Origin of the sequence: Paenibacillus sp. D9 (assembly GCF_001188365.1) — a bacterium.
GTDB classification, from domain to species: domain Bacteria; phylum Bacillota; class Bacilli; order Paenibacillales; family Paenibacillaceae; genus Paenibacillus_O; species Paenibacillus_O humicus.
Genome location: NZ_JZEJ01000001.1, coordinates 276,305 through 291,634, shown reverse-complemented (window position 1 = coordinate 291,634; position 15,330 = coordinate 276,305). Strand labels below are relative to the sequence as shown.

The 15,330-nt window shown below is 46.1% G+C and carries 16 protein-coding genes and 1 riboswitch; of the genes, 2 read left to right on the top strand and 14 right to left on the bottom strand.

The window, feature by feature from the left end:
- Positions 1–305: 305 nt before the first annotated feature.
- From VE23_RS26890 to VE23_RS01300, 14 genes are all read right to left on the bottom strand, one after another.
- Positions 306–2,315 (bottom strand): C40 family peptidase, encoded by a 2,010-nt coding sequence (locus VE23_RS26890; RefSeq protein ID WP_198156121.1) that lies wholly within the window; start codon positions 2,313–2,315, stop codon positions 306–308.
- A gap of 28 nt (positions 2,316–2,343) precedes the next feature.
- Positions 2,344–2,751, bottom strand: coding sequence for a DUF6075 family protein (locus VE23_RS25590; protein WP_021877429.1), 408 nt, complete (start codon positions 2,749–2,751; stop codon positions 2,344–2,346).
- Positions 2,752–2,870: 119 nt separating this feature from the next.
- Positions 2,871–3,290: a sigma factor-like helix-turn-helix DNA-binding protein gene (locus tag VE23_RS01355; RefSeq protein WP_048744023.1), complete on the bottom strand. Its 420-nt coding sequence runs from the start codon at positions 3,288–3,290 to the stop codon at positions 2,871–2,873.
- A 1,017-nt stretch (positions 3,291–4,307) separates the two neighbouring features.
- A complete protein-coding gene (locus tag VE23_RS01350) occupies positions 4,308–4,769 on the bottom strand; it encodes a hypothetical protein (RefSeq protein ID WP_021877427.1) in 462 nt (153 codons plus the stop codon).
- A gap of 444 nt (positions 4,770–5,213) precedes the next feature.
- Positions 5,214–5,918, bottom strand: coding sequence for a response regulator (locus VE23_RS01345; protein WP_049867113.1), 705 nt, complete (start codon positions 5,916–5,918; stop codon positions 5,214–5,216).
- A gap of 84 nt (positions 5,919–6,002) precedes the next feature.
- A riboswitch (cyclic di-GMP riboswitch) is annotated at positions 6,003–6,088 on the bottom strand.
- A gap of 255 nt (positions 6,089–6,343) precedes the next feature.
- On the bottom strand, positions 6,344–7,144 hold the full coding sequence (locus VE23_RS01340; RefSeq protein WP_021877425.1) for an arsenite methyltransferase: 801 nt from the start codon (positions 7,142–7,144) through the stop codon (positions 6,344–6,346).
- 246 nt (positions 7,145–7,390) lie between these two features.
- Complete coding sequence (locus tag VE23_RS01335; RefSeq protein WP_048744018.1) at positions 7,391–8,446, bottom strand: flavin-containing monooxygenase; 1,056 nt, start codon at positions 8,444–8,446, stop codon at positions 7,391–7,393.
- A 51-nt stretch (positions 8,447–8,497) separates the two neighbouring features.
- Positions 8,498–8,947 carry a MarR family winged helix-turn-helix transcriptional regulator gene (locus VE23_RS01330; protein WP_048744016.1) on the bottom strand — a complete coding sequence of 150 codons (450 nt, stop codon included), beginning with the start codon at positions 8,945–8,947 and terminating at the stop codon, positions 8,498–8,500.
- Between the two features lie 104 nt (positions 8,948–9,051).
- Complete coding sequence (locus VE23_RS01325; RefSeq protein ID WP_021877422.1) at positions 9,052–9,495, bottom strand: protein-tyrosine phosphatase family protein; 444 nt, start codon at positions 9,493–9,495, stop codon at positions 9,052–9,054.
- A gap of 3 nt (positions 9,496–9,498) precedes the next feature.
- Positions 9,499–9,969 carry an ArsI/CadI family heavy metal resistance metalloenzyme gene (locus tag VE23_RS01320; protein WP_028598746.1) on the bottom strand — a complete coding sequence of 157 codons (471 nt, stop codon included), beginning with the start codon at positions 9,967–9,969 and terminating at the stop codon, positions 9,499–9,501.
- A gap of 10 nt (positions 9,970–9,979) precedes the next feature.
- Complete coding sequence (gene arsC / locus VE23_RS01315; protein ID WP_048744013.1) at positions 9,980–10,405, bottom strand: arsenate reductase (thioredoxin); 426 nt, start codon at positions 10,403–10,405, stop codon at positions 9,980–9,982.
- A 30-nt stretch (positions 10,406–10,435) separates the two neighbouring features.
- On the bottom strand, positions 10,436–11,848 hold the full coding sequence (locus tag VE23_RS01310) for an arsenic transporter (protein WP_021877420.1): 1,413 nt from the start codon (positions 11,846–11,848) through the stop codon (positions 10,436–10,438).
- Positions 11,849–11,863: 15 nt separating this feature from the next.
- The gene (locus VE23_RS01305; RefSeq protein ID WP_048744011.1) at positions 11,864–12,187 is read right to left on the bottom strand and encodes an ArsR/SmtB family transcription factor; all 324 of its coding nucleotides are present in this window, start codon (positions 12,185–12,187) and stop codon (positions 11,864–11,866) included.
- Positions 12,188–12,201: 14 nt separating this feature from the next.
- Complete coding sequence (locus tag VE23_RS01300; RefSeq protein ID WP_021877418.1) at positions 12,202–12,633, bottom strand: arsenate reductase ArsC; 432 nt, start codon at positions 12,631–12,633, stop codon at positions 12,202–12,204.
- Positions 12,634–12,850: 217 nt separating this feature from the next.
- Here VE23_RS01300 and VE23_RS01295 point away from each other — a divergent pair, with 217 nt between their 5' ends.
- Together VE23_RS01295 and VE23_RS01290 are read left to right on the top strand one after the other, a co-directional pair.
- Positions 12,851–13,222: an ArsR/SmtB family transcription factor gene (locus VE23_RS01295; protein ID WP_048744055.1), complete on the top strand. Its 372-nt coding sequence runs from the start codon at positions 12,851–12,853 to the stop codon at positions 13,220–13,222.
- On the top strand, positions 13,212–15,329 hold the full coding sequence (locus VE23_RS01290) for a heavy metal translocating P-type ATPase (RefSeq protein ID WP_021877416.1): 2,118 nt from the start codon (positions 13,212–13,214) through the stop codon (positions 15,327–15,329). Before VE23_RS01295 ends, VE23_RS01290 begins: the two co-directional genes overlap by 11 nt.
- The last annotated feature ends 1 nt before the right edge of the window (position 15,330 follow it).

The following is a 15,330-nucleotide window of genomic DNA, read 5'->3' as shown; positions in this document are numbered from 1 at the left end:
GGGCGAAAATCGACTTTGATCCTTTTTGTTGGTAGGTTATTGGCGGTTAGATAGTCCAATTGCAAAATAGAAAAACACCGCTTTGTATGGCAATGTGAGAGTATCGAGCTACCACTGCCTGACCGAAAGGTGTCTTCCATCTTGATAACCGAGCAACCTGAATGTTTTACCAGATGATTGTTTTCAGCGGAGGCTAGCTTGTTCGGGAAAGCCCTATTACTCCACTGGGATACAGGATACAATTGAACCAGAACGTTATTCCACCAAAAATAGGATTCCTTTTGCTCCACTGAAATACGAAAGTTCTACCCCTGAATATGAGGTCTGCCAAACAACACTTGCTTGTCCGAATCAAACAGATTGCGGTACACTACTTGTCCCCGGCTTGAGGAAGCATCTACAACTTTGCCATCCCCCGCATAAATTCCAACGTGGGTAATATCCATAAACCTACCATTTCGCTCATAGCTCCAAAATACAAGATCGCCAGGAACCAGGTCTGCCGCGCTTACTGTCAGGCCATTTTCTACGCAAAATCTTGCTTGTTCCGCTGCGGTTCGCGGCAGGTTAATGCGTAGCTGTCGATAAACCCACTGAACGAGATAGCTACAATCTGTAAAGTCATCCTGTCCGGCCTTCGGTTGACTGTACGGATCACCTAAACGAGTTAGCGCCAATTTGACGACTTCACTGCCTATTTCTCCCTCGGGCAAATGCTGCCCTATATCCGCAAGCTGTCCCGGCGTCAAGCCGACATCCGTTTCTTTACCGAGCATCTCAAACATGAGTGGCCGAAACTCCCCAGACATCATTTCTCTCATGATGTCCATCTGTTCATTAGTAAAGTGGTAGGAGTCAGCTTGTTGCTCCGCAGTTTTGCTCGAAACGGTAATATGCAAAATGTGTTCATAACTGGTAGTCGTCTCTTCGCTGGTACTCCCATCTTCATGCTCTACCGGAACGGTTTCCGTATGTTCGATCGTTTCAATACGGGATTCCAGTTGATTCATGTCCCAAAACACCGATTGGATGATCCCGATCCTTGTTGCATCAAGTGTTGCTACATCCATTCCGTTTTCTGAATCCATGACAGTCTTCACGGCAAAAACGGCTATAATATCCATCCAATTATCTATTCGCGTGTTATCCGCGCTGCCGGGATAATGAAACTCCACCCGGTCTACACGGCCAGAGGACTGCTGTATTTCTGCCAGTCGGTCGGCATACTCAATGTCCAGCTCTTGAACGATTCGGGAAAGCGGCTTTACATCGGCATCCGTATTTTCGCCGGATACAAAGATACTGAAAGGCGAGGAAATGACAGCAGCTATTGCCATAACAATGCACAATAATACAATAACGGAACTACTGATTCCCAAAAGCGCGGCTACTCCTTTGACAAGCAAAGCGGCTGCTTTTACTACCATTTTAATGATCCGAAGATTTAATCGCGCTGCAGCTTGTGCCCTTTGAATGGAGCGGCGGGCAGTCATCGCCATCTGTGCAGTCCGCTGCGCTGTCCTGGCGCTATTCATTTTTCCTTCCGCTTGATAATCAGAGTGGCTTTTAGCCTGTCCTAGCCGTTGTCCCGTTTTTATAAATGGCGATAATGTCTTAAATTTCCTTTCTTTACGTTTGATCGTATGGCTTGCTTGCTTTGATATAGCGAAGGGGATTCGGGATGACGGTGGCCTGAAATGCCGCTTCCTCATGCTTACGGACGTTAGCGCTTTTGGACGATTCACGCGTACATTTGCTGAATGAGATGCCGCGGCGGCTAATGCTCCTTTTTTCCCGGCCGGTTCTTGATCTCTACCTTCCCGATTTAGAATTCGGTTAGTAAAGCTATTTTTGCGAAGAGGATGCAAAAGCCGGGCATTGACCCGGCTCCGTATAAAGCGTTGTTTTTTTGATTGATGGTTAGCTGACAAGAGATATTTCCCATCTACCGGCTTGCGGAGATGCAACCTACGGGCAAGTCGCAATTGACGTGTACCTGAAGGCTTAGTAATTATAGCAGCGGGGTTCTGTATCGATACCGTATCCCCTTCTGACTTTGCCCGCCTTTTTTGAATGAGCCTTATCAATCTTTTGCTAGCAACCACGCCCATACCAATTTGAAAACGTACCGTTTTATCTATGGCCGATGCAGAATGGTGCTGCGCATATTCATTTGGAGATTGTGAAATCGTCTTGTCATTGTCTTTATGCTGTTTTGTGCGTGCGCTCGAATGTTTTACACGATCCATCAAGTTTGGCAGTTTGTCCAAACGTTTAATGTCTTTCACAACAGTCCTCGTTTTAATATCCTTCATCTATTCCACTCCCTTAACTAGTTGACATTCAGCGAACTTGTTCGTTCAGCCGCTTGAAATTCTTCTCCTGGCTTCGGCAATAATCCGGATAACGAAGTTGAATCGCTTCAAAAAAATAGGGAGCGTAGCTGCAATCGAATAATTCGTGGGGAGTAGAGTAGCGTTCCCCACCTTTTTCCGTCCAGCCATTCCAAAGATTAAAAGCAAGCCTGCACACGCGGATAGAACTACCGGTTTGCCACGAGGCTGCGAGACCTCCGGGCTTAATGCCCCCATTAGAAAAATCAAACAAATCGCGGATATGACTCCGAGTATCGCGGGAAATACCTAATGTGTAGAAAAGTGCCCGATGATAGCCGTCGCTGCATTTCCTTTCATCAAGCATCCGATAGTAGAAACTTTCGTGTTCAGCATCTCGAAATCGAATCGGATTCATTGTTACCTGCCCCCCTCATGGAAAATGAGCGGCTGGTTATAACCAGCCGCCGCCTACATAAAGCTCTTTACCTATCTGTTCATTTTGGCAAGAAAATCGGACCCTTTGACCTACCGCAATCACATTTTTTTGAGAAACTGCGCCATTTGTTTTAAGCCGCGTTCAATAGATTTTCGTACTGCCCGTTCATCAACTTGCTCAGCTTGGGCAATCGCTACTTTGCTCATGTCTAAGAAGAAGTGAGCATAAATTCGTCTGAACGATTTTTCCGGCAATCGACACATAGCCGCATAAAGCTGCTCATTGGAAAGCTTACGCTCGTAATATTCCTCCGGGGAAATCGAAAGGAAAAGAACATCTTGTTCTATACCGTCGTTCCGATCAAGCGAGTAATAAGCGCGATGACGATAGGTGCGCAATTTATATGCACTTTCGTTTAAGTCGAAACGGCGGATTTCTTGTGCCACTTCATCATCTAAGTCGATCCATACATCCGTTTTGATAAAGGGATACATGTCCCGCAAATTAATCCTTTTCATATTCGTCCCTCCATTTTGGTTTGTGGGCAAACCAAAATGGAGGGGGAGAGCGACAGCCAACGCTCCCTTTAAAACGATTGTTGATTTTGTTACAAAAATAAAAAAGACCTTGCCGCTCAGCAATCCAATGCTGATTTGCAGCCAAGTCTGATAGTAATATCCATCGTTGAGGCGTTATGAGCCATACGAATAGTAAAAACACATAAAAGGATCGTGGTTTGACATTGCATGCAACGTGGGGCACATAATATCAATTTCCCTCCTCACATGGCAACACCATTGCGAGAGGAATAGCCAGTCTGTTTTATGATGGTGTTGTCCTACGTTTTAGTTCAAACGCTCCTTTTTGACTGTCCCGTATCACATGCCTTCAGCACTCGTCACTGTAATAGCTACCTTCTTTTGGGTTTCAATCAGAAAATAAAAAAGAGCGCTTCGCTTCTTTTTGCTGATCATCACAGCAAAAAATGAAGCGGCGCTCAATGGCTGGAATGCAAAGTAATGCGCATAGCATAAATACAGATGTATCCAGTTCAGGATGCATTTCTACCTATTTCTAAAAAAACAGATTAATAGGAACCGCATCATCGCCCTCCTTTCATCGGTATGATTGTACGACTTAATGCGGAAACATGACGAAACCATGGAACAAGTTATGCCCGTTTCGTCAATCCTTGCTTCACAAACATAAAGGACAGCCGATGATCTTGTAGGCTGCCCTTAAGCTTGCTATACTATCATCGTATCAGGAAAATCGTGCATATCGGGTGCACAATTCGTGCAAAACAAGAGCAAATCTAGTGCAGCGTTCGGTGCATGTTCGGTGCAAGAAAGATTCACGGCATCTCATCTCTTGGTGAGGAGTTAATCGTACTCGGAGAGATTGAACTGACTGCTAAAAATGGGGGTAGACCCTAGAGCCTGTTTGAAAAGATGGGGGATTGAGGTGATATTCTTCAATTCACGAACCATAAAAATAGAAGATGCGTATGTGCATCTTCTGAAGTAATGATATGATCAGTCTTCTCCAAAGGAATCCAGTTCCAACAGGACCGCCCGATCTTTGATTTTTCGATATACTTTATGCAGAATTCGCTTCCGATGATAAAAGAACGCGCGGCGGGAAAGTGCAATGCGATCTATAATGACCGAAAGCGCCAGTTTATCCAAATATCGTAGACGAACGAACAAAATTTCCTCTGTGGTGAGAGCCGAGAAAGCGTAATCGATCAATCCGATTCTCGATAATAGCAACGGGATTTCATGTTCAGTGATCTCTATCCGATGAATGACCGTACGCAACAATGGTTCTTGTTTTCTTCCATTGCCATGATTCACCCACTCATGCAAAGCCCTCGTTAATCCCGGAATATGCTTAAGCTCTGCCTGCGCATATTCCAACCTTGCTTTCCAATCACTATAGGACATAAGCCATGCTTCAACTTTTTCATAGGGGATGGACTGTTGAGTAAGATTCATCAAACACCCTCCCCAATTCCAAGAAATACTACAACTCTCCTTCCGCAAAACTGCTGAATGAAGTGCAAATCAATCCATGTTAATAAACATAATTCACGCTCCGTTTCTAATTGATCCATGACGATCATCCCTTCATTGTTATATTGGGGACAGCCGCATAATTACGTAAGTTAAAGGCACCATCCTCTTCATTTTACGAGAGCCTGTCCCATTTTGATTTACTTCAGACTCCGATTCACGACAACAATCTCCAGCATTCATCTTTTTTCTCTCCACCTCCTTTGGTACGGGATAATATTCCTATTTTCCCTTAGATTACCCCTTCATTTTACCTATTATTAGTTCGAATGGGGAGGGTGATCTTTTTGTCACCCTCTGTCATGATAATTTTGTCGAAAATCCCCGAATTTTCCCAAAGCTTGTTTCAATTTCAGTCCCATTAACTCACGTAGCATAGTGCTGATCATACAGACCTCTTCGTTTCGCCTTCTCAGCAGCTTCTCGAATGGATCGGGTGTCGAATTTACGAGTGATATGCCGAACGTGCGATTTTAGGGTGTTCGAAGTAATGCCAAGTAATTCTCTGATAATTGTCTGTCGATAGCCCAAGCCTATGAGTTGCAAAATTTCTTTTTCCGTAGGTGTGAGCATGCAATGCAATTCTTTTCGCTTTATAAGCTCGATCTCACTACGGATTATCGTCGCGACATCCGCATGGAGAGAGGACTGACGTCGGTGAGCTTCTCTGATCGCAACCGGTATGTCCATATAGTTGGACTTTGTAATATAATTGACCGCTCCGGCAACAACTGCATCGACCATGACTTCCGGATCATGTATCGAAGAAAGGACAATAATCGGTAACTCTTTATTTCTGAGAATCTCCGCTACGGCGTCCAGCCCGTCTCGTTTGGGCGAATTCAAAATCATTTCCAAGATCATTACGTCTACGTCTAATTGTACACTCGCTCGAATCGCTTCCTCTTTTGTCGAAACGATGTTAGATAAATAAATATCTGGCTCGGATTCAAGCAACATAGCGAGTCGCTGTTGCCAAGCTAGGTCACCATCCGCCAGTAATACTTTGATACTCCCGTTCCTACGGATCATATCTTTTATCTCTACAGAAAAGCTTGTTTGTTTGTTCATAATCGATCACCTCTTTTATTTTCAAATGACAAAAAGACACGCCCTCTCACTGGCGTGCCTGCTTGTCATCTTGGTGTGGTTTGAGAGGGTAACCCGGCGATCATTGCACTAGTGCAGAAGACCCGTGGCTTTGCGTCCCTGTCTTTCGATCAGGTTTGCCTTTTTTCCTAGTCTATTCGACATATTGAATTAATTTATTTTACCATATTTCAATAGATGCCAAAAAGTTTGCTTGGTGTCAACCTTAGTAACGTATGTTCGAACATAGCGCAACCCACTTCTTCTTTCGGGGGTCTCGCCAACATTTTAACGAAAATATACGCTAAGCAAAGGCGAAGGCGCTGCCAACTTACCGGCAGCGCCTTATTGTTTATGCCGAACATGTTCAACTCAACTCGAGCTGCAACAGTTCGGCCCTTCACGGCTCAAGCCTTGATGGCACGTATCGCGGCAGACACCAGGTATTGTTCGACATTTGCGCCGGGAATCCAATCCTTGATGAACGTCTGGGATTCGTCTTTAGGTTCGATCTCAATTTGGGTAAACCCGCTTTGCGCAAGCATGGCTTCCAACTCCCCGATAGAGGAAGCTCCTGAAATACACCCTGAATAGATACGGTCGATATCCTGCTTGATTTCTTCCGGAAAATCGGCTGTTGCCACGACATCCGATATGGCCAGTCTGCCGCCGTCACGCAGCACACGGAACGCCTCGTCAAACACCTGCTGCTTCGATGGGGACAGATTAATGACACAGTTTGAAATAATCACGTCAACCGAGTGGTCCTGAACCGGCAGATGCTCTATCTCGCCCAACCGAAATTCCGTATTGGTAAATCCGCTTTTACTGGAATTTTCGCGGGCGCGGCTGACCATTTCCGGTGTCATATCTACACCAATGACGCGGCCGGAAGCGCCCACCTGACGGGAGGCAAGAAAGCAATCAAACCCGCCGCCGCTGCCCAGGTCCAGCACGACTTCTCCCGGTTGCAAAGCAGCAATGGCTTGCGGATTGCCACAGCCGAGGCCCAGATTCGCCCCATCTGGAACGGCTGTTAATTCTTCTGACGAGTAGCCCATTTTAGCGGAAACATCCGCGGCCGAACCACAGCAATCATTGGCTGGCGCTGGCTTACAACAGGACCCCGCCCCTACGTCCTGTAAGGCGATTTCTTTATACCGATTCCGAACGTTTTGACGAATTTGATCATTACTTACTTGATTCATGAAAGTTCACTCCTTAGTTTTTTATACATCAACAGCAGCTCGTAACGCAGCAAGCCGTTGGTGTTGCACGAATGATTGGCCGTCGGTTAAAGAATCGGACCGATTGCTTTTGCATAGCGTCTGACCATTTCCACGCTTCTCTAGCAGATCGTTCGATTTCCCTTTGGCGTTGTTTCATAAGCATTTCCGCAGCAAACCAATTGAGGTTCAAGTCGGTCCCATCCTTTTATCAAAAAATGTAAGCATTCAGTGTTTAAGGTGATGCAAAAGCTTTTTAACAACAAACTGCGCGTCCGGCCCCCCCCCCCTTATGGTAGCAGAAGCAAAGGAACGCTGCCCTTCCAGCCCCACATAATAAAGTCCCGGAACGTCGCTTATGCCTGCTTGATGTAACGGCCTTCCTTCCGAATCCAGCGCGCCAATCGCTTGAAGGTAGGGAAGATACGGCCGGTAGCCTGTCGCAAAGATCACCGTATCTACCGGCTCTTTTGTCCCGTTCGGCCAAATCACGCCATCCTCATAAAAGGATGTGAACATCGGTTGTTGATCTGGTTTTCCTGCCGCTACTTTTTCTTTGTACCCGCCCGAATCGTTCACCGCACTTGAACTCGGCGCGGTTTTCCCGAACCGCCAAAAAGGAAAGGTGTCAAACCCAATCAGTTTGATCCAAAAATGCACATCCTGATCCAACAGCCTCGATTTCATGAATTGGATCGGCCGGAGTACCGCTAAAGACGTCTTGCTCACCTCGGCCAGCTCAACTCCGATCTGTACGGCAGAATTGCCACGCCCGACCACCACTACGCGTTGATTGCGAAATGGCTCCGGATTCCGGTATTCGGAGGAATGAAGTGTGCGGCCTTGAAACGCCTCCTGCCCCGGTAAAACTGGCGTATAGGGATTGTGAAATGAGCCGGCCGCATTAATGATGGTGCGTGCCCGAAACGTATCCCCTACCATCGTACGGACCGTAAACCCTTCTCCATCCCTTTCGACCGATGCTACGCGTTGATTGGTTCGGACCGGCAATTGAAATTTTGCCCGGTAATCCTGTAAATAACGAATGACTTCATCACGCTTGGGATAGCCATTCGGATCGCCGGGGAATGTCATGCCTGGCATCGACGAGAAACGTGCCGGAGAGAACAGTTTGAGACTATCGTAATAACGCGGCCACGAGCCCCCCGCCTCGTCGCCCGCGTCCAAAATCAGATATCGAAGTCCTTTCTTCTGTAGATGATAGCCGGAAGCCAGACCCGCCTGCCCCCCTCCAATGACAATCGTATCCAATACCTCATTCATACCCAACACCCTCCGATTTATTTGCAAAATGCAAGTATTAGAGAAAAGAAATCACCCGATGGGGGTGGAACAGCAAAGGCTGGATTTTGACATAGCTTCATTCAAAAGCTTAATGGAGCGAATGACCGTTTCTTTTTCAAAATCGTTCATGTGAGAGAAAATCTCTGCTAAATAAGCGTTACATTGCTGGTCAATCGTTGTGGCTACATATTTGCCTTCTGTCGTGAGAGAAAGCACAAATACCCTTCGGTCGTTGGGATCGGGCGATTTTTTCACTAAGTTCATTTTGATTAACGATTGGATTTGTCGGCTAAAGGTCGTTATATCGGTTCCTAACGCCTCGGCTACCTGCTGAATGGACGGTTGATGCTGACGATCGATCTCGTAAAGAATATGGCTTTGCACTAAGGAAATATCGCAGCCACCGGCGGTGCAGCAATTTTTATTGAGAAACCCAAAACGGCGTGTCATGATCTGAAATAGTTCGCGAACATTTTCCACTGTGATTCACCTCATGTTTCAGTTATACAATATATATTTGCAAATTGCAAATATTTTTAATCGCACAAAAAGAAAACCACTCGGCTGAGTGGTCTCTTGCTTGCTTATTTACCGGGATATAGTTGGTGCAAACATTCTCTCTGTGATGGCTTAATATCAATGATGTTGCGAATGCTCTTTGCCTTGGCCTCGGCTTCGTCAAGCGTATCGCTTAATCCCAAGGCAAGCAAGGTGCCAGCGGCTACCGTACCGGTCCGTCCCTTTCCTCCGCCACAATGAAAAGCAACTTTCTTGTTTTGGTGATAAGCTTCGGTGACGGCCTGGATCGCTTGACCGAAGGCTTTTTCTTGCGGCATAGCGGCATGATCTGCTAACGGAATTTGAATCCATTTCGCACTCGCCGCTGGATAGGTGCATTCCGTCGCTTCGCCGCGAAGATCCACGATCACGTCGATACCTTCATTTTTTACCATCGATTCCACATCAGTTGCCGCGCCCATGAAAATTTTATCCGGAATCAAAGCATGGTAGGTTTTTTCAGACGCCATAGACTATACTCCTTTTTTAAACGATCCAAACTCAATCGGAACCGGGGCCGCTGGCGGCGCGCAGCAAAGGGACAAATCCCTGGCTTCTCCGGCGGATTCGAATTCGGAATCTTCTTTTGTGTAGAAAATCTCCCAAGCGTTGCCGTCCGGATCATACACCCAAACTTTATCCTGCACCGCATAGCAACATGTGGTATTCATCTCGTCAATCAGCAGCAGTCCGCTTTGACGAAGCCTCTCCCCTATGGCCAGCACTTCTTCCGTATTATTGACTTGGAAGCCCAAGTGATTCAGTACACCCTTTTGTTCGAAGGGGCGCACATTGAGCGAAAAATGCAGCGCCGGTTCTTCTAACTCGAATTTGGCGTAATTATCTTTAATCTTACTCGGTTCGGCCCCAAAAAAAGCGCGATAGAACTCCAGAGACTTGTTCAGCTCCGTACAGTTTAAAGCAACATGCATTCGTTTGATCATCGTCGCCACCTCATTTCCCTTCTTTGACGAATTGTTCAATCCGGCTCTTAATCGAATCGCGAACGGTGCGGAACTGGTTCATGATTTCTTCTTCGGTTCCGGTTGCTTTTGCCGGATCATCAAAACCCCAATGCCATTTCGTTACGTTCTTGTTGGAGATCACAGGGCAATGCTCGTCGGCGTGGCCGCATAAGGTAATGACATAATCGGCGCGATTCAAAATGTCCGGATCGATCACATCGGAGGTGTTTTTGCTAATATCTACCCCAGCTTCTTGCATGACTTGCACCGCACGCGGATTCAGTCCGTGTGCTTCAAGACCTGCGCTTTTGACTTCATATTTGTCGCTGCCTAGCGCGTTTAAAAACCCGTCCGCGATTTGGCTTCTGCAAGAATTTCCGGTGCACAAAAAATAAATTAACGGTTTTTTCTCCATGGTGAACAATCTCCTTTTGATTTCAATTCATTAATCGCCTTGATGAACTCTTTTCGCTTGTTTACTTCCCATAAAAGACTTCATGATCATTGCAACCACCACCAGGACGACCACAATCACCGCAATACATAGCCATACATTCACCTGTAGCGTCTGGAGAACATAAAGCCATACATAAAGACCGGTGAGCGTTATGAACAACGTGGGAATGGTTAACAAGATGCCGACTTTAAAATAATAGCCCCATCTGATTTTCACGTTTTTTGTGGATAGTACATGCAGCCAAAGCAGCGTGGCCAGGGAGCCGATTGGCGTAATTTTCGGCCCTAAGTCCGAACCGATCACATTCGCATAGATCAGCGCCTCACGAATGAATCCATCGGTTTGTGTACCTTGGATGGCCAACGCATCAATCATGACCGTTGGCATGTTGTTCATAATGGACGACAGGATGGCTGCAATAAAGCCCATCCCTACGGTAGCCACAAATAACCCTTTGTCTGCGACCGCTTGAATGACGCTGCCCAGTGCATCCGTAAGTCCGGCATTGCGCAAGCCATAAACGACCACATACATGCCGATAGAGAAGATCACGACAGCCCAGGGAGCGCCTTTTACCAGTTTCCAAGTATGAATCGCAGGGCTCTTTCTCGCCGCGAACAAAAAGGCAATCGCTGCAACCCCGGCAATAATGGATACAGGGATCGAGAAAAATTCGCTAATAAAATACGCAACAAGCAGCGCGGTTAAAATGACCCAAGATAACTTAAACAGCCGCATATCCTTGATGGCTTCCTTCGGCCTTTTCAGTTGCGTGAGATTGTAATTGTTCGGGATGCTTTTCCGGAAATACAGATACAGCACAATGAGGCTCGCTATGACGGAAAAGAAATTCGGAACAATCATGCGGCTCGCGTATTCCGCAAAACCGATGTTGAAATAATCGGCGGATACAATATTCACCAAGTTGCTGACGACAAGCGGTAAAGATGCCGTATCGGCAATGAACCCACTCGCCATAATAAACGGTAGGATCATCTTTTCATCAAACTTAAGCGCCCGGACCATGGCGAGCACAATCGGCGTAATAATCAAGGCCCCGCCGTCATTGGCAAACAGCGCGGCAACCGCCGATCCAAGCAGGATGATAAATACAAACATGAGTAGACCGTTTCCGCGTGCCAGCCGCGCCATATGCAAGGCAGCCCACTCAAAAAATCCGATTTCATCCAGCACCAGTGAGATTAAAATAATGGCCACAAACGCCAAGGTGGCATTCCACACGATGCCGGTTACGGTGCCGACGTCAGCGAAGCTGACCACGCCAAATATTAAAGCAAGGATCGCTCCGACACTTGCCGACCAGCCGATGTTTAATCCTTTCGGTTGCCAGATGACAAAAAGCAACGTTACCAAGAAAATGAAAATCGCTACATAAACCATATGCGTCCTCCTGAACTACGTACAGCAATCATTGGTTTCGCAAACGACAGGCTCAATCATCGCCGCTTGCGAAGGAATTTCCTTTAGAATATCCAAAATATAAGGCTTGTCTTCCAGGCAGAGCGAATAATAAACCCATTGCCCCCTGCGGGACTCTTTGACCAAGCCCCCGTCCCTCAGCTTGCGCATATGCTGACTGATATTGGGCTGGCTTGTTTTCAAAATGTCCACGATCTCGCACACGCACAGTTCCTTCACCTGCAACATGGCTACGATAGTGAGCCTGTTCCGGTCCCCTAATAGCTTCAAGGCATCCGCTACTTCTTCTAGTTTGCTCAACTGCTTCACTCCTTTTAAGCGACGGGAATGTCCATCCCTTTTAACAACCCAATCACTTTCTCCCGAATCTCGTCACGCGCTCTCTTCACGTCTTCCAGGCTGCCGCCGTCTACGGCCAACGGGTCAGGGATGTTCCACTCGACGTTCATGATCTTAAACGGTACGATAGGACAGCGCTCCACAATTTGTTCGCACAGCTTGACGATCGCATTCGACGCTAGAAAAAATTTCATATCAATTTTTTTGCAAACATGCTGGGAAAGATCGATGCCTACCTCACGCATAGCTTCAATGGTGTAAGGATGCACTTCTTCGGATGGATTTAATCCAGCACTCTCCACCACTACATGATCCCCGCCATAAAACTTGGCAAAAGCTTCGGCCATCTGACTTCGGCACCGATTTTGCCCGCAAAGGAAATAAATTCGTTTGACTTCCCGTTTCATTCTCCCACACTCCCCTACCCGCTGTAAATAGCCATATAATTATTTGCTTATTTCTATTATGATCATATACGCCAATTGTTAACGCAGTATCAACGTTGAAAAGAATATTTTAGATATGTTTGATAGATAATCAAATATACATTTGAATAATCGAAAAGTTTGTTGTATGATAACAATCAAATACTCGTTTGATTATAGAGGTGAGAATATGAGCGGTATGAAAGAAAAGGACTCATGTGAAATTTATTGTTATGACGAACCTAAAGTCCGAAAGGTACAACATGCACTTGAAGGACAAAATATTCAAGGCATGATAAAGATGTTTAAGGTTTTAGCTGACGAAACCAGAATGAAAATCGCTTTTGCCCTTTGCGAAGAAGATGAATTATGTGTTTGTGATGTGGCTAACATTATCGGTTCTTCGTTGGCAACAGCTTCACACCATCTTCGCACCTTAAAGCAGCTTGGCCTAGCCAAATACCGCAAGGATGGCAAATTAGTTTTTTATTCGCTAGAAGACGACCATGTTCGTCAATTGGTACAGCTAGCTTCTACTCATTCGCGGGAGTTGATCACCAATGGAAAATAAAATTGAAAACACAGAAGATAAAAACGTCTACAGAGTTCAAGGCTTTACCTGTACGAATTGCGCAGGCATTTTCGAGAAAAATGTAAAAGGTTTGCCTGGCGTTAAAGATGCTCAAGTCAATTTTGGAGCATCCAAGATTACCGTTTATGGAAGTACCACAATGGAGGATTTAGAAAAGGCTGGAGCTTTTGAAAGCCTGAAAGTCACACCTGAAAAACAACGGACGATTGAAAAGAAAAAGCCATTTTGGCAAGAGCATTGGAACGTGTTGGTTTCTGCCGTATTGCTTGCGGCAGGTTATTTTCTAGGTGAGGGAAGTATCTTATCCGCAGTCATTTTTGCGGCTTCTATTCTCATTGGCGGTTACGATCTATTCAAAAAAGGGCTTAAAAATCTCTTCCGGCTTCAGTTCGATATGAACACCCTTATGACGGTGGCCATCATCGGTGCCGCGGCGATCGGCAAATGGGGCGAAGGCGCGACGGTTGTGATCTTGTTTGCAATTAGTGAAGTTTTGGAACGTTACTCTATGGAGAAAGCGCGTCAATCCATTCGTTCCCTGATGGATATTGCACCGAAGGAAGCTCTGATTCGACGCGGTTCCGAAGAAATTACGGTAAGTGTCGATGATATACAGGTTGGCGACGTCATGATTGTAAAGCCTGGTCAAAAACTCGCAATGGATGGCGTGGTTATTAAAGGGACATCAACCATTAACCAAGCTGCGATAACCGGCGAATCGGTTCCCGTAACGAAAACAATTGATGATGAAGTTTTCGCAGGCACATTAAACGAAGAAGGATTGCTTGAGGTCAAAGTAACGAAGCATGTCGAGGATACTACAATCTCGAAAATTATTCACCTTGTTGAAGAAGCACAAGCCGAACGTGCACCTTCACAAGCGTTCGTTGACCGATTTGCGAAATACTATACGCCCGCGATTATGATTTTGGCATTAGGTATTGCCGTTGTTCCCCCTCTGTTCGTCGGCGCTGATTGGGGCGATTGGGTATATCGGGGATTAGCGTTACTCGTCGTCGGCTGTCCTTGCGCATTGGTCATTTCGACACCTGTTTCGATTGTTACAGCTATCGGAAACGCGGCGAAAAATGGCGTCCTTATCAAAGGCGGCATACACCTTGAAGAAGCTGGTCGCCTTGCCGCAATCGCATTCGATAAAACGGGTACGCTGACGAAAGGATTCCCGGAAGTAACAAATGTCCATACTTTCGGAACGAAAGACGAAAAAGAATTGCTTGCCATCGCGGCAGTTATCGAAAAAGGTTCGCAACACCCGCTCGCTTCCGCGATTGTTCGTAAAGCTGAAAATCTCGGAGCCGACTTATCCCTCACCGTTGAGGATTTCCAATCGATAACTGGAAAAGGCGTTAAAGCAAAAGTAAACGAGGAATTGTATTACGTCGGTAGTCCAAAACTCTTTGCAGAACTTCGCTCCGATATGAATGTTGAAACGAATCAACGTATCGAAGCTCTACAAAAACAAGGGAAAACGGTTATGGTCTTGGGAACGGAACAACAAGTTCTTGCCTTAATAGCCGTGGCCGATGAAGTGCGCGATTCCAGTAAAGACGTTATTAAGCAATTGCACGAAATTGGCATCAAGAAAACGATTATGCTTACGGGTGATAATCAAGCAACCGCCGAAGCTATCGGGAGCCGGTTGAATGTTACAGACGTTAAAGCCGACCTCATGCCGCAAGATAAATTAGATTACATTAAGCAGCTTCGTAAAGACTATGGCAATGTCGCAATGATTGGCGATGGCGTCAACGACGCGCCCGCGCTTGCGGCTTCAACGGTTGGTATCGCTATGGGAGGCGCGGGTACGGATACGGCGCTTGAAACGGCGGACATTGCACTTATGGCTGACGACTTAGGTAAACTCCCGTATACGATTCGGTTAAGCCGTAAAACCCTTGCGATAATAAAGCAAAACATTACGTTCTCGCTCGGGATTAAACTTGTCGCTTTGGCTTTGATTGTTCCTGGATGGCTTACGCTATGGATGGCTATTTTTGCAGATATGGGAGCTACCCTAATTGTTACTTTGAACAGCTTACGTTTGTTAAAAGTGAAAGGGAAATGAT